Raw genomic sequence first — 17,814 nt, 5'->3', positions numbered from 1 at the left:
AGGGCGAAGGCCCGGCGTTATGGGGTACGCCGGGCCTTCGCGATCAGGAGTGCGTCAGCACTTGGGAGCCACCGGCAGGTCCGAGCCGGTCTGCAGGTAGGTGTCGGAGATGTAGTGTCCCGGGCCGATCCGGTCCCAGATGTTGCTGGTGCCGAACTTGCCGGTGACGGTCTCGCCCTCGACGTAGCATTCGATGTTGACCTTCGCGTAGTTCGCCGCGAGACCCTTGATCGCCGCCGAGGTGCTCGCCGACGCGCGGACGTTCATCGGGTCGCCCGCCGTGCTGACGACGCCGGTCGGGCCGGAGCCGGTCCACAGGTAGGAGACGTTGACCCAGCCGTTGTCCGTCATCTTCAGGCCGTCCCAGAAGGTGCCGTCCGCGAGGTCGATGCCCGCCGGGTTGGCCACCCGGCGGCCGAACTCGTCCTTGCCGCCGTTGTAGCCGTCCTGGTACGCGGCCTGCGCCTCGGGCTTGCCCTGCGGCAGGTTCTTCCACATCTGACGGGTGGCCGACGGGTTCCAGTAGTCGTCCTTGGTGTTCCACGGGCCGACGTCCCACACCGGCGCGTATTCGCAGCGGCTGTTGTCGGTGCGGCAGATGCGGACGGTGTAGTTGCCGGTGTTCTTCGGCGCCAGGCCGCGGCCCGACGGGAGCGCGACGAAGTGGTCGCGGGACTTGATCACGTGCCCGTTGGCGGTGGTGCCGCCGACGAGGCCTTCGCGGGTGCCGTAGACCTTGTACGTCAGGGGGGCCGCGGCCGCGCCTATCGCGTTGACCTGCGGGGCGAGCTCACCCAGGAGGGTGACGTCGCTGACCTTGGCGGTCACGCCGTCGTTGACCGAGCGCAGTCCGACACGGACCTGGACCGTGGAGACCGAAGCGGACAGCTGGGTGCCACCGTCGGCGGGCGTCCACTCCGTCCAGTCCTGCGAGTTGAGCTTGCCGCGGACGTCGACCTCGACCTCGGTGCCCTTCGGCGCGTCGGCGGTCACCTGGGCGGTGACGCGGTTGACCGGCTTCCCGAGCTTCTGCTCGGCCAGCAGCAGGTAGCCCTGGCTGCCGATGGAGTCGGGTTTTCTGTGCCAGGCGGCGTTTTCCAGGCTGAGCACGCCGCCGTCGCTGCGGACGTTGACGTCGTCGCCGTCCACAGTGGACAGGTCGGCGCGCCAGCTTCCTTCGGGCGCGGCGTTCGCGGGGCCGGCGGCGAGCGCGGTGACCGCCCCCATGGCCAGCACGGCCGCCATCACCCGGCGGGCCTTCACGGTCCGGACCATTCCGGTCTCCCTTCGAGCACTCTCGGTTGCTACGAAGGGAGCTTCGCCGGGACCTGTACACGATCGATACAAACGCAAGTCGGCACCTGATCGCGGTGCGTGAACACCGCGATCAGGTGCCGAAAAGCTGGAAGGTCAGGCGCTCGCGGAGTCGTTGTAGGACGCTTCGGCCGACTCCTGAAGGCGCGAAGCGAGCGCGGATTCCTGCGGCCGGGCGGAGAGTTCCCGCCACAACGCCAGCGCGCGTTCCGAATAGGTCCGCGACCGCTCGGGCTGGCTCAGCGCCTCGTGCAGTTCCCCGAGCAACTGCGACACCTCGGCCTCGGACCGGCGGTCCCCGTTGCGCCGGTGCACGCTCAGCGAATTGACCAGCAGCAGTTGCGCGTGCGCCAGATCGCCGCTGTGCAGGTACAGCTCGCCGAGATTCTGGTTCGCGTAGCCGACGCAGTGGTCGTCGCCGAGTTCGTTGAAGAGGGCGATGGCGCGGTCGACCCACTCCCTCGCCCCCGCGAGGTCGCCCTGGTGCTGCCGGAGCATCGCGAGCCGCTTCAACGCGTGCGCCTCCCGATGCCGGTCCCCGATCCGGGCGGACTGATCGAGCGCCTCGGTGAACCAGCGTTCCGCTTCGTCGAACCGGCGCCGCGCCAGCCACACCGCGCCGATCGCGATCCGCGCGACGGCCTCGCCGTGCGGATCACCCGCCGCCGAGAACTGGTCGAGCGCCGCGTGACAGTGCTCCAGCGCGACGGTGTCCTCGCCCTTGATCCGCAGCACGGTGCCGAGCCCGGCCAGCGCGATCGCCGCGCCCTGCGCGTCGCCGACCTTGTCGAACAGCAGTTGCGACTGCTCGAACGCGACCAGGGCTTCGGCGTAACTGTCCTGGTACAGCTGGATCTGCCCGAGGTTGCGCTGGATGATCGCCTCGCCGCGGACCTCGCCGGACCGGCGGGCGGCGGCCAGCGCGACGGCGTGCGTGTGCAGCCAGTCGTCCTGGTGCCCGCGCTGGTCGAAGTACGGCGCCAGCGCGGCGGCGAGCCGCCAGGCCAGCGCATCGAAGCCGAGGTCGGCGGCCAGCGAGACCGCGGCGACACAGGTGTGCCGCTCGGCGGCGAACCACGCGGCCGGATCCTCGATCAGCCGTCCGGTTCCGCGGGGGAGGGCGGGCTGGGCCGCGGCGTCGTCCCGGTACAGGCCGAAGAAGTGGATCGGCAGCCGGTCCGCGGCCTCGATCGCCAGCGCGAGATAGCCCTCCAGCACCCGTTTCGTGGCGGCGTGCGCCTTCGCCGGGACGTCCTGCGCGCGGAGTTCGAGCGCGTAACACCGCAACAGGTCGTGCAGGCGGTAGCGGGGCTCGCCGGTGGCGTCCGAGCCGCTGAGCTCGACCAGATGGGCGTCCACCAGCACGTCGAGGACGTCGTCGCCGTGCTCGCGGCCGAGCAGGGCCGCCACCACCCAGCCGGGGAACTGCACCGAGCCGAGGCCGCCGAGGCCGCGGAACGCGGTCGCCGCCGACATCGGCAGCAGGTCGTAGCTGAGGGTGACACTCGCCCGTACGGCGAGATCGCCGACGCGAAGTTCGTCCAATCTTCGTCTTTCGTCCCGCAGCCGGTCCGCCAGCACACGCAACGTCCAGCCCGGCCGGTGCGTCAGCTTCGCCCCGGCGACCCGGATCGCCAGCGGCAGATACCCGCAGTGGCGCAGGATCGCGGTCGCGCAGTCCGGTTCCGCGGCGACCCGCTCGGCGCCGACGATGCCTTCGAGCAGCGCCGCGGCCTCGGCTTCGTGAAGGAGCTCGATGTCGACCGGGGTGGCCCCGGCCAGATCCGGCATCCGGATCCGGCTGGTGATCAGCACCGCGCACGAACCCGCGCCGGGCAGCAGCGGCCGGACCTGCGCCGCGCTGCCGGCGTCGTCGAGGACCACGCACATCCGCATGGTCGACAGCCGGGACCGCAGCAGCGCGGCGCGTTCGGGGAGATCGCGCGGCAGTCCCGCGTCCGGGACGCCGAGCGCGCGGAGCAGTTCGGCGAGCACGGTCATCGGGGGCCGGGGCGAGGACGACGTCCCGGCGAGGTCGACGTGCAGCTGACCGTCCGGGAAATCGTCGCGGACCGCGTGCGCCACCCGGATCGCGACGGAGGACTTGCCGATCCCCGGTGCCCCCGAAAGCACCGCGATCGCGGGCTTTCCCTGCTCACGGCGTTCGCGGAAGAGGCCGACGAGCTCGTCGACCACGTCGTCGCGGCCGGTGAAGTCCGGCAGGTCCAGCGGCAGCTGGCAGACCGGCGCCATCGGCCGGGTGAGGGCGGCGGCCACCGCCTCCTGGGCCGCGGACGGCGTGCTCACCAGCGAGGCCCGCAGTTCCCTCAGCCGCGGGCCCGGTTCGGTGCCGAGCTCCTCGGCCAGCACCTTCTCGGCCGTTTCGTAGGCCTCGATCGCGTCGGCCGTGCGGCCGTCGGCCCGCAGCGCGACGATCAGCTGCTGCCAGAGCTCCTCGCGCAGGGGATGCTCGGTGACCAGGCCGCGCAGTTCGGCGACGGCCTCGGCGGTCCGGCCGAGTTCGATCCTCGCCCGCAGCCGCTGTTCCTGCACCGCCAGCCGCAGTTCCGACAGCCGCGCCACGGTCGCGCCCCAGCCGTGGTCGTGGGGGAGACCTTCGAGTACTTCCCCGCGCCACAGGGCTTCGGCTTGATCCAGCAGGTCGAGTGCGGATCCGGCTTCGCCCCGGCCGAGCGCGTCCTGCGCGCGGGCGGCCAATTCGCCGAACCGGATGTGGTCGATCTCCTCCGGCGTCGCCTTGAGGATGTAGCCGGACGCCCGGCTCCCGATGCGTTCCCCGAGTGCGGGGTCGTGGTCGGCGAGGCGTTTGCGGAGTGAATGGACGTAGGTACGGATGTTCGCGGCCGCCGACCGGGGAGCCGACGACGGCCACAGGACCTCGATCAGCAGCTCGGTGGAGACGACGACGTTGGGCTGGAGCAGGAGAGCGGCCAGCAGCAGACGTGGTTTGGGGCCGCCGAGCGGCACCACCTGCCCGTCCACCGCCACTTCGAGCGGACCGAGAACGCGAAACCCGAGAATAGTCACCTAAACCGCCAATACGGCAGGAGCCCCATATCCGCCGATAATATTGCCGTCCCGCCATGGTTGGCTAGATCCATTCGCATGCATGTGCAGACACCGGGCCGGCGTTTGTACGTGATGTGTACGACGCCGGTCGACCCTGCGGTCATGAAGCGTTCAAGTGTCCGGCGGCTCGCCGGTTTCTTTCTCGTGCTGGTGACGGCGGGCGCCTTGGGCCTCGCCGGAGCCACTCCCGCGGTGGCAGCGGCCACCGGGACCGTGAAGACGGCGGGTGATCCGCTGAACGTCCGCCGCGCCCCCAGCACCTCCTCGACGGCGGTGCGCACGGTGGCCAACGGCGCCACGGTGACCATCGACTGCCAGACGATCGGGACCTCGGTCGCCGGCCCGCTGGGCACCACGACGTTGTGGGACTACGTTCCCGCGCTGGGCGGCTACATCTCCGACGGCTACGTCTACACCGGCTCGGACCAGCGGATCGCACCCGACTGCGGAGTCGGTTCCGGCAGTGCCGAATGCTCCACCGGCGTCTGCGCGGGTGAGGGGCAGTTCCGTTCGTCGGACGCGCATTTCCTCGTCTACGACAAGAACGCCGACGGCAAGTCCGCCGTGGTCGCCTACTGGCTGAAGGGCGGCGCCGGTCCGTTCTACGTCTGGGCCTCCGGCGGCAACGGCACCCACGTCGACAAGGCCGTGCCGGTCGCGAAGGGATCGTGGGTCTATTACAAGGTCTGCGTCGCCGACGCCGCCGCCAATCCGACGCTCGAAGCCTGTAGTGGCGGCATCACCGATTACGCCTCGTGAAATCCCTCCCCGTTCTTTCCCCACTTCGAAAGGTTGAATTTTCATGGGCCAGGTGAATCGGCGCGCGGTACTCCTCGGCGGGGCCGCGGCGGTTTCTGCGGCGGCGTTGTCGTCGACGCTGCCTTCGTGGGCGAACGCGAGAACGCTGGCGGCGGCGCCCGCCATCCACGACCCGTTCCAGCTCGGTGTCGCCTCGGGTGACCCGCTGCCGGACAGCGTCGTGCTGTGGACGCGGCTCGCGCCCGCCCCGCTGAACCCCGACGGTTTCGGCGGGATGCCGGACGCTTCGTACACAGTGGACTGGGAACTCGCGAACGACCAGGCGTTCACCTCGATCGCGCAGCGGGGCACCGTGACCGCGGCCCGCGCCTCCGGGCACAGCGTGCACATCGAACCGGTCGGACTCGAGCCGGGACGTGAATACTTCTACCGGTTCAAGACCAGCGGCTACATCTCACCGGTCGGCCGGACCAGGACCGCTCCGGCCGCCGGTGCCGCGGTGAACCAGCTGAAGTACTGCTTCTCCTCCTGTCAGCATTGGGAGGAGGGCTGGTACCACTCGTACAAGGGCATGCTCGCCGACAACCCGGAACTGGTGCTGTTCCTCGGCGACTACATGTACGAGAAGAAGTCCGGCCGCGCCGCCGCCGAGCGGAATCCGCGACGGCTGGCGTTCACCGAGGACGTCACGACGCTCGCCCAGTACCGCGCGCGGCACGCCCAGCACAAGACCGACGCCGATCTGCAGAACGCGCACGCGATGGCGCCATGGCTCGTGGTCTTCGACGACCACGAGGTGATGAACAACTGGAACGGCACCACCAGCCCCGCGACGGACGCGCGCAAGGCCGCCGGCTTCCAGGCGTTCTACGAGAACATGCCGATCCGGTCGACCGCCAAGCCGAGCGGCGCGTCGATCCGTCTGTACCGCCAGTTCACGTGGGGGAACCTCGCGCGGTTCCACATGCTCGACACCCGTCAGTACCGCAGCGCGCAGGTGCCCGACCCGTCCGGTTCGGCCGGACCGTCGTGCACGGACATGCGGTCGACGTCGCGCGGCATCCTGGGCACCACGCAGGAAGCGTGGCTGCTGAAGGCGCTGGAGACGCACCCGGCGAAGTGGGACTTCCTCGGCCAGCAGGTCTTCTTCGCCACCCGTGACGGCGACGGCAACAAGGCGACGTGCGAGAGCCCCGACTCCTGGCAGGGTTATGAGGCTTCGCGCGACCGGATCGCGAAGGGCATCGTGGACCGCAAGGTGCCGAACCCGATCGTGCTGACCGGCGACGTCCACCGGCACTGGGCGGCCGATCTGCGGCGCGACTACTTCAACCACAGCGACCCGGTGTTCGGTTCGGAACTCGTGACGACCTCGGTGACGAGCAACAGCGACACCGCGACCGACCCGTCGTCGACGTGGCTTTCGCACAATCCGCACATCAAGTACTGCCGGGGAAAGCGCGGCTACGTCCGGGTGACGGCGTCGCAAACGCAGATGCGGGCGGACTTCATGACGGTCTCGGACACCACCGAGTACGACTTCTCGAAGGTGACCTTGGCCGCGGACCGTTCGTACGTCGTCGAGGCCGGTAAGCCGGGGCTGCAGCGGGTCTAGTCAGGAGAGCAGGTCCACCAGCGCGTCACCGCGAGGAGTCCGGACCACCAGGACGACCTGGCCCTCGCGGTGCCGCTGGATCAACCCCGCCGAAACGAGCTGTTCGCAGTGATAGGTCGCAGTGCTCGCGGCGCATGACAGCAAATTCGCGATCTCGCCCATCCGAGCGGGTTTTCCCAGATGCCGCAACAGTTTCGCGCGGTGGGCACCGACCACCAGATCGAGCCCGTCGACACCGGGGGCCGGCTCGGTCTTGCCGCCGTCGAGCAGGCCGTCGAGCCCCGGCAGCGGGTAGCCGATCCAGATGGCGTCCTCTTCGTCGAAGTTGGACACCACCGAGCGGCTGCCCGCGAGCATCGGGACGAGGATCAGCTTGCGGCCACGCGTGGTGTACCGCGCCGGTTCGGCGTCGGGCAGCAGGAGACATCCGTTGCTGAACCGGAAATGGGGCCGCAGCAGGCCGAGTACCGCGTCCGTCCCACCGCGGACGGAGGCGACGCCGATGCGTTCGATCTCGCGGTCGAGCAGGGGACGGGCCTTGGTCCAGAGATTTTCGGTCGCCAGCCGGGTCGCGGTGAAGGCGTCCGCGAGCGAGGCGACCCAGCGTCTCGGATGGTCGGCGGCCTGCCGCCACTGCGCGGGCAACCGGTCGCCGAAGACCTCTTCCAGGCCTTTCAGGACGTCGGCTTCCGGCAGCTCGCGCAGCATCTCCGCCTGGGCGGCGGCGGAAGAATCCTCGCCGGGGCTGACCGGGACGATGAAGTCCGGCTGCACCGAGGTGCCGCGGCGGGCGAGCGCGCCCGCCGCGCGGTAGCCCTGCTCGGGGATCGCCGAGCCCACCTGACGCCGCCAGGGGGCGGGAAGGCCGCGGTCGTACCCGCCGACGACCTCGACGAGCATCGAAACCAGCGAGATGTGCGGTGAAACCGTCACACCGACCGGGATCGTGCTGGTGTCACCGAGTTCGAGCCGGGTATAAGAAGCCGGGGGCGGCGTCTCGCGCATCCGGTCGTCCCTCCTGGGAGTGGGCTTCGCAGCACGCGATGTTAGCGCCTCCCGTCAATACCCGGCATCCGCCCGGAAAACGACCGAAGGACGCTTTCCCCAGGTCGGAAGCGGGGAAGGCGTCCTTCGGCCGGTGCGGCGACCTCAGCGGGCGAGTTGCTCATTCATGATGAGGAACGCGCCGAGACCGTGGAAATCGTTGGTGTTGCGTTTACGAGCGTAGTAATACGCCGTGTCGCCGACGTTGGTGCCTTCGGAAATGTTCGCGATATCGGTCAATCCTTCGGGATCGGTCGAAACCTGGGACAGCACCCCGCGGTAGCCCTTCGCGGCCACAGGCCCGTATTCGGGGCCGACGTAGCCGCGTTGCACCGCGCGGGAGAGCAGGAACGTGTACATCGCCGAAGCCGACGTCTCCAGCCAGTTGTCCTTGTCGCCGCCCCGGTCGACGACCTGGAACCAGCGGCCCGAAGCCCGGTCCTGCCAGCGCCTGTAACCGGCCGCGAGGAATTTGACGACGTCCACGAGACGACGCCGTCGCGGATGGTCGCGGGGGAGGATTTCGAGGAGGTCGATCGCCGTCATCCCGAGCCAGCCGATCGCCCGTCCCCAGTGGTACTTCGAATGCCGTCCGGCGCCCGAAGCCCACGGTTCCGAGCCGTCTTCGTCGTAGGCGTGGTAGAGCAGGCCCTTGGCGGGTTCCTTGAGATGGTCGAAGTAGACGCTGACGTTCTTCGTGGCCTCTTCGTAGCAGTAGGCGGCGTCGCCGAAGGTCTTGCCGTACAGGGCGAGGAACGGCTGCGCCATGTACACGCCATCGGCCCACAGCTGCCCGACCCGGCTCGTGGCGTGGAACATCCCGCCGTCGGACGTCCGGGGATAGGACGGGAAGCGGCCACGCAGCTGGTCCGCCGCGGTCTTGTACTTGGCCTGCCCGGTTTCGGTGTACAGCAAGGGGAACATCTGCCCGGAGCGCATCGCGTCGAGATTGGTGAACCCGTTGGAAATACCGCTGTCGGTGACGAAGCGGTCGTACCAGGCGAGGATGTAGTCGAGGTAGGACTTCTCGCCGGTGCGCCGGTACACCAGGTACTGGCCGTAGAGGTAGAGGCCGCGGGTGTAGCCCCAGCCGCCGAGCGTGGCCGGCGTGTGGCGCTTCATCGTCGAGTCGACGACCGCGCGCGACCAGTCCACCGGAGCCGCGGCGGCCACGCCGGGCAGGGTGAGCGCGCCGAGGGCGCCCGCGGTTCCCGCCAGCACGGTGCGCCGCGAAAGCCGTGCCGCGCGAAGAGGATCCGGTGCCATTCGAGGTCCTTCCTGCGCCGGGGAAACCGGGGGAATGAGTGGCCGGGATGCCGATCCGCCGTCCGTCGCCATCCCGGCTGAACAACGTCTACCCGCGTGTTCGGCGGCGAGTCAAGAGAGATCCGATCTCTTACGTCATATATCAGATACGCCACCCGAATGGGCGCTCCCGGTCCCTGGGACGGTCCCGCTGGGCGGCACTTTCCTTCCGCTCGCCTACGATCGGTGCGTGAACGAGCTGACCTTCCGCGGGCGCCGCGTCGCCCGGGACCGCGCCCTGGTCATGGCCATCGTCAACCGGACCCCCGATTCGTTCTACGACAAGGGCGCGACCTTCTCGGATCCGGACGCGCTCGCCGCCGTCGACCGGGTGGTGGCCGAGGGCGCCGACATCGTGGACATCGGCGGGGTCAAGGCGGGTCCCGGCGCGGACGTGGACGTCGAGGAAGAGATCCGACGGGTGGTCCCGTTCGTCGAGCGGATCCGCGAACTGCATCCCGATCTGGTGATCAGCGTCGACACCTGGCGCCACGAGGTGGGCAGGCGCGCGGCGGAGGCAGGCGCGGACCTGATCAACGACACCTGGGCGGGTGCCGATCCGAAACTGGCCGAGGTCGCCGCGGAATTCGGCACCGGCTACGTCTGCTCGCACACCGGGAACGCCGTCCCGCGCACCCGCCCGTTCCGGGTGCGGTACCCGGACATCGTCGCGGACGTCGTCGCGGAGACGACGGCTCACGCCGAAGCCGTCGTGGCGCTCGGCGTCCCGCGTGAAGGAGTGCTGATCGACCCGACGCACGACTTCGGCAAGAACACCTGGCACAGCCTGGCGCTCCTGCGGCACGCGCGGGAACTCGCGGACACCGGCTGGCCCGTGCTGATGGCACTGTCCAATAAGGACTTCGTCGGGGAGACGCTCGGCGTGGAACTCGCGGAGCGGGTCGACGGCACCCTCGCCGCGACGGCCTGGGCGGTGGCCGAAGGCGCGAAGGTGTTCCGGGTGCACGAAGTCCGGCGCACCCGGCAGGTGCTGGAGATGGTCGCGTCGATCCAGGGGACACGGCCGCCCGCGCGCGCGATCCGAGGGCTTGCCTAGCCGCGGTCGGTCGCCGGCGCGATTCGGTCTGCGATCGGGCATTTCGCGTGACCGCGGGGACGACACTGGTGATCAGATGGACGACACGCGTGATTGGATGGACGACACGCGCACGCGCCCGGGATCGCCGCGTGTCGTCCACCTGGACACGCGAGTCGTCCATCTGATCACGCGTGTCGTCCCTGCAATCACGCACGCCGGCCCGCAGAAGGGATCTTAGCCGTCCGTCGGGATGACGGCGGAAACCGTCGTGCCAGAGCCGGGTTCGCTCGCGACGGTCAGTTCGCCGCCGAGCGCGCGGACCCGGTCGCGCAGTCCGTGCAGCCCGGAACCGCCGCCGATGTCGGCCGTGCCGACGCCGTCGTCGTGGACGTCCACCCGCAGGCCGTCCTCCTCGACGCGGATGCGTACCCGGACCTGTTCGGCCTGCGCGTGTTTCAACGCGTTGGTGACCGCTTCGGAGACGACGAAGTACGCCGTGGCCTCCACGGCGCCGCTGAGCCGCGGCACGTCCGCCCCCACGAGGTCGACGGCGATCGGGACCCGGTCCAGCAGCGACCGGACCGCGGGGATCAGCCCGGCCTCGGTGAGGATCGGCGGCCGGAGCCCGCGCGCGAGCTCACGCAGTTCGGTGACGGTGGCCTGGAGTTCGTCGATCGTGCTCCCCAGCAGGGTCGCGACGGCGGGCGTGAGGTCGTCCCCGAGCCGCCGTTCCGCCATCCGCAGCAGCAGTACGACGCTGACCAGGCGTTGCTGTGCCCCGTCGTGCAGGTCCCGCTCGACCCGCCGCCGTTCGTCGTCGGCGGCGGCGACGATCCGGGCGCGGGAGGCCTGGACCTCGACGAGCCGTTCCTCCAGTTCCGCGGCCAGCCGCTGGTTGTCCAGCACCAGCCCGGCCGCGGCGTTGAGCGCGTCGATCGACCGGCTGTCCTTCCACACCTCGTCGTCCTGCACGAGCGCGGCCAGCCCGGAGCCGTCGCGTTCCAGCAGGAGCCGGATCATCTCCGCGTTGCCGACCCGCGCCCGCAGCACCCCGATCAGGAACGTCAGCGGCCACAGGCAGAACGAGATCCGGTAGACGTCCAGCAGCGGTTCGGAGAACGGGTGCCCGGCGCCGAGCGCGCTGCCGACCGTGGTGCTCACCGCGCCCACCACGGCGATCGCGAGGACGGGGGAGAGCAGCCTCCGCTGCGGAAGCCGCCCGGTGAGCCAGCGATAGAGCAGCACCACCACGACCCCGCCGCCGATCAGCGCGCCGACCAGTTCCAGCAGCCGTTTCACCAGCTGTTCGGCCTCCGGTGAGGCGGCGACCGCGGCGAGGTTCCGCGGATCGTCGTCGACCAGCAGGCCGAGCACGGCCGAGGAGAAGACCACGGCGTACGCGGAGAACGCGAGCACCCGCTCCCCGCGCGACTGGAGTTTCCCGTGGGGGAAGGCGAGCACGAGATGCGCGATCACCGGGCTGGACGCGGCCGCCAGCGCCAGGCCGGCGGTGTGCGTCAGCGGCTCGTCGGCGAATTGGAGATCCTCGGTGAACAACGCGAGCCCCACCAGGGCGATGAGCAGGCCGATGGGATTCGAGGCGCGGCGTACGTGCGCGACGGCGCCGGCGAGGAGGAAGAGGAACCCCGTCGCGGACGACAAGGTGGTGTCGAGAACGGTGTGCCCGCCGTCGGCGATTTTGAGGGTCGTCGCGACGACGCCCATGCCGATCCCGGCGGTCAGCACGCCCGCCATCGCGACGGTCCGAGGGTGCGTCACCACTAAGCGTGATTCGTCCGTTCGGCCCGGACCGTTACACCGGTCCTGATATGTGGAACAACTGTTCCGCCAGGTGTCAAGCTTTCTCAGCATCTTTCCCGTCATTCGGATGCCGATGCAGGCACGTGGGTGAACATGCGACTCTCGCGCCATCACCCGAGCCGAGTCGTACCCTCCGAAAGGCGACCTGCCGTGCGCACCCACCACAGAACCCGCTTGCTGGCCGCGGCCTTCGCCGCCCTGACACTGGCCGGCGGGATCACGGGGTGTTCGCGTGCCGACAGGGGTACCGAGGTGGAGCAGAAGAGCCAGGGCGCCGCGGCCGAGGTGCGCGTCGGGTACTTCCCCAACGTGACGCACGCGCCCGCGCTGATCGGCGCGAAGAACGGCTTCTTCGCCAAGGAACTCGGCTCGACGAAGCTCACCACGCAGACGTTCAACGCCGGCCCCGAAGAGGTCAACGCGCTGCTCGGCAACTCGCTCGACATCGCCTTCATCGGCTCCGGGCCCGCGATCAACGCCTTCACCAAGTCCAAGGGCGCCATCCAGCTCGTCTCCGGCGCCGTCACCGGCGGCGCGCAGCTGGTGGTGAAGCCGGAGATCACCACGCCCGAGCAGCTGAGCGGCAAGAACATCGCGACGCCGTCGCTGGCGAACACCCAGGACGTCGCGCTCAAGAAGTTCGTCGCCGAGAAGAAGCTGCCGGACGTCAAGGTCACGAACCTCGACAACCCGAAGACGTTCGACGCCTTCAAGAAGGGCGAGCTCGACGGCGGCTGGCTGCCCGAACCGTGGTCCTCGCGGCTCGTGCTGGACGCGGGCGCGAAGGTCCTGCTGGACGAGAAGAACCTGTGGCCCGAGGGCAAGTTCCCGACCACGGTCGTGATCGTCCGCAGCGAGTTCCTCCAGCAGCACCCCGAGACCGTCACCGCCATCCTCAAGGGTGAACTCGCCGCGATCGAATGGGCGAAGACCAACCCCGCCGAGGCGAAGAAGGTGGTCAACGGAGAACTCAAGGCGCTCGCGGGCAGCACACTGAGCGAGGCCGTTCTCGACCGCGCGTTCTCCGGCATCGAACTCGGCATCGATCCGGTGGCGTCGACCTTCACCCAGCTCGCGCAGGACTCGGTGACCGCGGGCGTGGTGAAGTCCGCGGTGGACCTCAAGGGGTTCGCCGATTTCGGCCCGCTCAACGCCGTGCTCAAGGAGCAGGGCAAGCCCGGCGTGAACGCGCCCGGGCTGACGAAGTGACCGGAGGGGATCAGCGATGACGACCACCTTGGAGCCCGGCCTGTCCACCGAGGTCGCCGTGCGGCTCGACGGGGTGCGGAAGGCGTTCGGGCCGACCGGCCGCGCCGTCGTGGCCCTCGACGGGATGGACCTGACGGTCGCGCCCGGCGAGTTCGTCTGTCTCCTCGGCGCCTCCGGCTGCGGCAAGAGCACCCTGCTGAACCTGGTCGCCGGCCTCGACCAGCCGACGTCGGGCTCGATCACGCTCGAAACCTCCCGGCCCGCGGTGATGTTCCAGGAGGCCGCGCTGATGCCGTGGCTGACCGCGGCCCGCAACGTGGAACTGCCCCTGCGGCTCGCCGGTTTCGGCCGGGCCGAGCGCCGCGAGAAGGCGGCGGAACTGCTCGAACTCGTCCGCCTCGGCGGCGCGGGCGACAAGCGGCCGCACGAGCTGTCCGGCGGGATGCGGCAGCGCGTCGCGCTCGCCAGGGCGCTGGCCGCGACCCTGCGCGTCGGCGGCGACGCGGAACAGTCGCTGCTGCTGATGGACGAGCCGTTCGCCGCGCTCGACGCCATCACCCGCGACGTCCTGCAGGGTGAACTGCTGCGCGTCTACCGCAGCACCGGCACCTCGGTGCTGTTCGTGACCCACGACGTCCGCGAGGCCGTCCGGCTGGGCCAGCGGGTCGTGCTGCTGTCGTCGCGGCCGGGCCGGGTCGTGCGGGAATGGCGCGACGTCCAGGCCTCCGACGCCGAAGAGCTGACCTTGGAGATCACCGGTCACCTCCGGGAGGTGATCAGTACCCATGCCGCGGCTTGACCGCCCTGAAACCGCGGTGGAAGACGCCGACGAGGCCGTCGGCGCGGGGCTCGACTCGCTCGACACCCCGACCGGCGAACGCCGGGAAAGCCGGGGCAAGCGGTTCCTGCGCGGCTTCGTGCCGCCGGTGGTCTTCCTGGCGCTGCTGGTCGCGTTGTGGCAGGCACTGTGGGCCGCCGCGTTCTGGCCGGAGGCGATGCTGCCCGCGCCGCTCGCGGTATGGGACGAACTCGTCGGCATCACCGTCGACGGCGAGATCTTCGAATTCGTCTGGACGTCGGTGCACCGGGCCGCGCTGGGCTTCCTGATCGGCGTGGTCATCGGGACCCCGCTCGGCCTGCTGGTGGCGAAGGTCCGCATCGTGCGCGCCGCGGTCGGGCCGTTCCTGACCGGGCTGCAAAGCCTTCCGTCGGTGGCGTGGGTGCCGGCGGCGATCCTGTGGTTCGGGCTGAACGACGCCTCGATCTACTTCGTGGTGTTGCTGGGTTCGGTGCCTTCGATCGCGAACGGCCTCGTCTCGGGCATCGACCAGATCCCGCCGATCCTGCCGCGCGTCGGCCAGGTGATGGGCGCGAACCGGTTCTCGTCGGCGCGGCACATCCTGCTGCCGGCCGCGTTGCCCGGGTTCCTGGCGGGGCTCAAACAGGGCTGGGCGTTCTCGTGGCGTTCGCTGATGGCCGCCGAGCTGATCGCGCTGTCCCCTGCGCTGGGCAAAGGGCTCGGCGCGTACCTCAACGAGGGCTCGTCGTTCAACAGCATGGAAGGCGTGATCTCGGCGATCTTCCTGATCCTGCTGGTCGGCGTCGGTATCGAGCTGCTGGTGTTCCGTCCGCTGGAACGTTCGGTCCTGCGGGCGCGGGGACTGACGGCTTCGCTGTAAGTCGTTCATCCTCCGGAGGTGGCAAACCTACGGCACCGTAAGTTACGGTGTCGTAGGTAGCGTTTTCCGTACCCTGGAAGGACGAAACGCATGGCGGTCCCCGAAACCACCCGGCTGATGCTCGAGCTCGAGGGGACGGTCGAGGAGAACCTCAACCGGCATCTCTCGGTCGCCAAGGAATGGATGCCGCACGAATACGTGCCGTGGGACGAGGGCCGGAACTTCGCCGACCTCGGCGGGGAGGCCTGGGATCCGGAGCAGTCGAGGGTGTCGCCGATCGCGCGGACGTCCTTGGAGGTCAACCTCCTCACCGAGGACAACCTGCCGAGCTACCACCGCGAGATCGAGCGCGCCTTCGGCCGCGACGGCGCGTGGGGCACGTGGGTGCACCGCTGGACCGCCGAAGAGGGCCGTCACGGCATCTGCATCCGCGACTATCTGCTGGTGACGCGCGCGGTCGATCCGGTCGAGCTGGAACGGATGCGGATGCAGACCATGCAGGCCGGGTACGACAGCGGCGACAAGGAGCTGCTGAACGTCTTCGCGTACGTGTCGTTCCAGGAGCTGGCGACGCGGATCTCGCACCGCAACACCGGCAAGTACACGCAGGATCCGTTGTGCGAGAAGCTGCTCGCGCGGGTCGCGATGGACGAGAACCTGCACATGCTCTTCTACCGGAACCTGGTGCAGGCGTCGCTGGAGCTGTCACCCGACGCGATGATGCGCGCCATCACCGACGAGGTCGTCCAGTTCCAGATGCCGGGCGCGGTGATCCCGAGCTTCGTGCGCAAGGCCGCGCTGATCGCGAAGGCGGGCATCTACGACCTGCGGATCCACCACGACGAGGTGATCTGGCCGTTGCTGCGGCAGTGGAAGATCTTCGAGCTCGAAGGGCTCGGCGAGGTGGGGGAGAAGGCGCGGGACGAACTCGACCAGTTCCTGAAGGCCCTCGACACCCAGGCTTCGCGCTTCGAAGAGCGTCGCGCGGCCGCCGAAGCCCGCGCCGCCGCCCGCCACGCGTGATCGGAGCCGTAACTCACGTGATCGGAGCCGTAACTCGCGTGATTGGAGCCGGATCACGGAGTTACGCCTTCAATCACGCGAGTTACGCCTCCGGACACGCGTGATCGGCCTTCAATCACGCGTGTCCGGGGTGGGTCAGCGCGAGCGGCGCGAGCCGGCCCGGGTCCCCGAGGAGAACGCGGCGGCACCGCCGCGGCGGGCCGGAGCACCGCCGGACTGGTTCCGCGAGGATTGGGACTTCGCGGCGCCGGAGCCGCGGCGCGGCTGCGCCTCGGCGGCGGCGCGACGACCCTGGCCGCCCTTGGGGGCGCCTTCGCGACGTCCGGCGGACTCGGCGCCGCGACGACCCTGGCCCGCGGAAGCACCGCGACGGTCGCCCTCGGAGCGCGAACGGCCGTCCGAGGAGCCACCGCGACGTCCGCCGCCCGAAGCACCCCGTCCGCCGCCGGAAGCGCCACGGCCACCGGCCGAGGGACCACGGCCACGGCCGCCGCGGGCGCCACGTCCACCGCGGGCCGGACGCTCTTCGTCGTCACCCTTGGCCGGTATGGCCTCACCGGACGCGGTGACCTTCTTCGGCCGCGTGTCCACGATGGGCCGCCGCGGCGACGCGGTGAACGAACGCTCACCGGGCGCCAGCTCCGACAGCAGCGGGTGGCCGGGGCCGAGCTGCGTCGTGGTCGGCTTGATACCCGCCTTGCGGGTGAGGTCGCGGACGTCGCCGATCTGCGCGTCGGTCATCAGCGTGACGACGGTGCCGGACGCCCCGGCCCGCGCCGTCCGGCCGGACCGGTGCAGGTACGCCTTGTGCTCGACCGGCGGGTCGGCGTGGATGACGAGCGTGACGTCGTCTACGTGGATCCCGCGGGCGGCGATGTCGGTCGCGACCAGCGTCTTCGCCGCGCCGGAGGCGAACGCCTCCAGGTTGCGGGTCCGCGCCGTCTGGCCGAGGTTGCCGTGCAATTCGACCGCCGGCACGCCGGAGGCCATGAGCTTGCGCGTCAGCTGCTTCGCGCGGTGCTTCGTGCGGGTGAACACCAGCGTGCGGCCCGGGGCGGCGGTGAGGTCGATCAGCACCGGCAGCCGGTGGGTCTCCTCCAGGTGCAGCACGTGGTGCTTCATGGTCGAGACCGGCGACTGCGCCGAGTCGACGCTGTGCGTCACCGGGTCGTGCATGAAGCGCTTGACCAGCACGTCGACGCCGGCGTCGAGGGTCGCGGAGAACAGCAGCCGCTGCCCGCGCTCCGGGGTCTCGGCCATGATGCGCCGCACGTCGGGCAGGAACCCGAGGTCGGCCATGTGGTCGGCCTCGTCCAGCACGGTGATCTCGACGTGGTCGAGTTTCGCCTCGCCGGAGCGCATGTGGTCGGCGAGCCTGCCGGGGCAGGCGACGACGATGTCGACGCCGTCACGCAGGCGGGTGATCTGCGGGTTCGGGCTGACCCCGCCGAAGATCGTGGTGACCTTGAGGCCGAGCGGTTTGGCCAGCGGCAGGAACGACGCCTCGATCTGGGTCGCCAGCTCGCGGGTCGGCGCCAGCACCAGTGCGCGCGGGCGGCCGGGGCGGCGCCGGGTCGGGCCGTCGGCGAGCCGGGCGAGGACGGGCAGCACGAAGCCGTACGTCTTGCCGGAGCCGGTGCGGCCGCGGCCGAGGACGTCCCGGCCCGCCAGCGAATGCGGCAGCGTGGCGGCCTGGATCGGGAACGGGCTGGTGACGCCCTGTTCGGCGAGCGCGTCGACGAGGGTCTTGGACAGGCCGAGCTCGGTGAAAGTAGGTGTGCTCATAAGCGTGTGGGCGCACGGGCGCCCTGGTATCTCCGTAAGAGTAGAAACGGTTGTCCTGCCCGGCGCAGACCTCGGGGGCCGCGGCGCGTGGTCTTCGACAACGAAACGCGGCCCGAGGCAGAACTGAGCGG

General features: G+C 70.0%; 13 protein-coding genes. 7 read left to right on the top strand and 6 right to left on the bottom strand.

Annotated features, from left to right (window positions below):
- Nucleotides 1-54 precede the first annotated feature (54 nt).
- Nucleotides 55-1,275: a hypothetical protein gene (locus tag AVR91_RS16210; RefSeq protein ID WP_063277041.1), complete on the bottom strand. Its 1,221-nt coding sequence runs from the start codon at nucleotides 1,273-1,275 to the stop codon at nucleotides 55-57.
- 135 nt (nucleotides 1,276-1,410) lie between these two features.
- Nucleotides 1,411-4,362 (bottom strand): AfsR/SARP family transcriptional regulator, encoded by a 2,952-nt coding sequence (locus AVR91_RS16205; protein WP_143254017.1) that lies wholly within the window; start codon nucleotides 4,360-4,362, stop codon nucleotides 1,411-1,413.
- Nucleotides 4,363-4,506: 144 nt separating this feature from the next.
- Here AVR91_RS16205 and AVR91_RS16200 point away from each other — a divergent pair, with 144 nt between their 5' ends.
- Together AVR91_RS16200 and AVR91_RS16195 are read left to right on the top strand one after the other, a co-directional pair.
- Complete coding sequence (locus tag AVR91_RS16200; protein WP_063277039.1) at nucleotides 4,507-5,163, top strand: SH3 domain-containing protein; 657 nt, start codon at nucleotides 4,507-4,509, stop codon at nucleotides 5,161-5,163.
- Between the two features lie 43 nt (nucleotides 5,164-5,206).
- Complete coding sequence (locus AVR91_RS16195; protein ID WP_063277038.1) at nucleotides 5,207-6,778, top strand: alkaline phosphatase D family protein; 1,572 nt, start codon at nucleotides 5,207-5,209, stop codon at nucleotides 6,776-6,778.
- On the opposite strand, the gene AVR91_RS16190 is transcribed toward AVR91_RS16195, so the two are convergent.
- Complete coding sequence (locus AVR91_RS16190) at nucleotides 6,779-7,783, bottom strand: winged helix-turn-helix domain-containing protein (protein ID WP_063277037.1); 1,005 nt, start codon at nucleotides 7,781-7,783, stop codon at nucleotides 6,779-6,781. It lies immediately after the preceding gene.
- A gap of 144 nt (nucleotides 7,784-7,927) precedes the next feature.
- A complete protein-coding gene (locus AVR91_RS16185; protein ID WP_063277036.1) occupies nucleotides 7,928-9,088 on the bottom strand; it encodes a glycoside hydrolase family 88/105 protein in 1,161 nt (386 codons plus the stop codon).
- Nucleotides 9,089-9,317: 229 nt separating this feature from the next.
- On the opposite strand from AVR91_RS16185, the gene folP reads away from it, so the two are divergent.
- Nucleotides 9,318-10,184, top strand: a complete 867-nt coding sequence (gene folP / locus AVR91_RS16180) for a dihydropteroate synthase (protein ID WP_016332020.1) — start codon at nucleotides 9,318-9,320, stop codon at nucleotides 10,182-10,184.
- Nucleotides 10,185-10,400: 216 nt separating this feature from the next.
- Here the strand turns inward: folP and AVR91_RS16175 are convergent, their stop codons facing one another.
- The gene (locus AVR91_RS16175; RefSeq protein ID WP_143254022.1) at nucleotides 10,401-11,921 is read right to left on the bottom strand and encodes a sensor histidine kinase; all 1,521 of its coding nucleotides are present in this window, start codon (nucleotides 11,919-11,921) and stop codon (nucleotides 10,401-10,403) included.
- A 216-nt stretch (nucleotides 11,922-12,137) separates the two neighbouring features.
- Between AVR91_RS16175 and AVR91_RS16170 the strand changes: the two genes are divergently transcribed.
- From AVR91_RS16170 to AVR91_RS16155, 4 genes are all read left to right on the top strand, one after another.
- Complete coding sequence (locus tag AVR91_RS16170) at nucleotides 12,138-13,196, top strand: ABC transporter substrate-binding protein (RefSeq protein WP_063277035.1); 1,059 nt, start codon at nucleotides 12,138-12,140, stop codon at nucleotides 13,194-13,196.
- A 16-nt stretch (nucleotides 13,197-13,212) separates the two neighbouring features.
- A complete protein-coding gene (locus tag AVR91_RS16165; RefSeq protein WP_037346592.1) occupies nucleotides 13,213-13,995 on the top strand; it encodes an ABC transporter ATP-binding protein in 783 nt (260 codons plus the stop codon).
- Nucleotides 13,982-14,875, top strand: coding sequence for an ABC transporter permease (locus tag AVR91_RS16160; RefSeq protein WP_063277034.1), 894 nt, complete (start codon nucleotides 13,982-13,984; stop codon nucleotides 14,873-14,875). Before AVR91_RS16165 ends, AVR91_RS16160 begins: the two co-directional genes overlap by 14 nt.
- 90 nt (nucleotides 14,876-14,965) lie before the next feature.
- On the top strand, nucleotides 14,966-15,898 hold the full coding sequence (locus AVR91_RS16155; protein WP_063277033.1) for an acyl-ACP desaturase: 933 nt from the start codon (nucleotides 14,966-14,968) through the stop codon (nucleotides 15,896-15,898).
- Between the two features lie 135 nt (nucleotides 15,899-16,033).
- On the opposite strand, the gene AVR91_RS16150 is transcribed toward AVR91_RS16155, so the two are convergent.
- Nucleotides 16,034-17,683 (bottom strand): DEAD/DEAH box helicase, encoded by a 1,650-nt coding sequence (locus AVR91_RS16150; protein WP_063277032.1) that lies wholly within the window; start codon nucleotides 17,681-17,683, stop codon nucleotides 16,034-16,036.
- Nucleotides 17,684-17,814: the final 131 nt, after the last annotated feature.

Source organism: Amycolatopsis keratiniphila subsp. keratiniphila (assembly GCF_001620365.2).
GTDB classification, from domain to species: domain Bacteria; phylum Actinomycetota; class Actinomycetes; order Mycobacteriales; family Pseudonocardiaceae; genus Amycolatopsis; species Amycolatopsis keratiniphila.
Note: the sequence above shows the minus strand (reverse complement) of the source record. Positions and strands in the feature narration are given on the sequence as shown.

What these genes read in the sequence shown, in the direction of transcription:
- AVR91_RS16210 (WP_063277041.1), bottom strand. Translation starts at nt 1,275, where the DNA reads ATGGTCCGGACCGTGAAGGCCCGCCGGGTGATGGCGGCCGTGCTGGCC.
- AVR91_RS16200 (WP_063277039.1), top strand. Translation starts at nt 4,507, where the DNA reads ATGAAGCGTTCAAGTGTCCGGCGGCTCGCCGGTTTCTTTCTCGTGCTG.
- AVR91_RS16195 (WP_063277038.1), top strand. Translation starts at nt 5,207, where the DNA reads ATGGGCCAGGTGAATCGGCGCGCGGTACTCCTCGGCGGGGCCGCGGCG.
- AVR91_RS16190 (WP_063277037.1), bottom strand. Translation starts at nt 7,783, where the DNA reads ATGCGCGAGACGCCGCCCCCGGCTTCTTATACCCGGCTCGAACTCGGT.
- AVR91_RS16185 (WP_063277036.1), bottom strand. Translation starts at nt 9,088, where the DNA reads ATGGCACCGGATCCTCTTCGCGCGGCACGGCTTTCGCGGCGCACCGTG.
- AVR91_RS16175 (WP_143254022.1), bottom strand. Translation starts at nt 11,921, where the DNA reads ATGGCGGGCGTGCTGACCGCCGGGATCGGCATGGGCGTCGTCGCGACG.
- AVR91_RS16165 (WP_037346592.1), top strand. Translation starts at nt 13,213, where the DNA reads ATGACGACCACCTTGGAGCCCGGCCTGTCCACCGAGGTCGCCGTGCGG.
- AVR91_RS16160 (WP_063277034.1), top strand. Translation starts at nt 13,982, where the DNA reads ATGCCGCGGCTTGACCGCCCTGAAACCGCGGTGGAAGACGCCGACGAG.
- AVR91_RS16155 (WP_063277033.1), top strand. Translation starts at nt 14,966, where the DNA reads ATGGCGGTCCCCGAAACCACCCGGCTGATGCTCGAGCTCGAGGGGACG.
- AVR91_RS16150 (WP_063277032.1), bottom strand. Translation starts at nt 17,683, where the DNA reads ATGAGCACACCTACTTTCACCGAGCTCGGCCTGTCCAAGACCCTCGTC.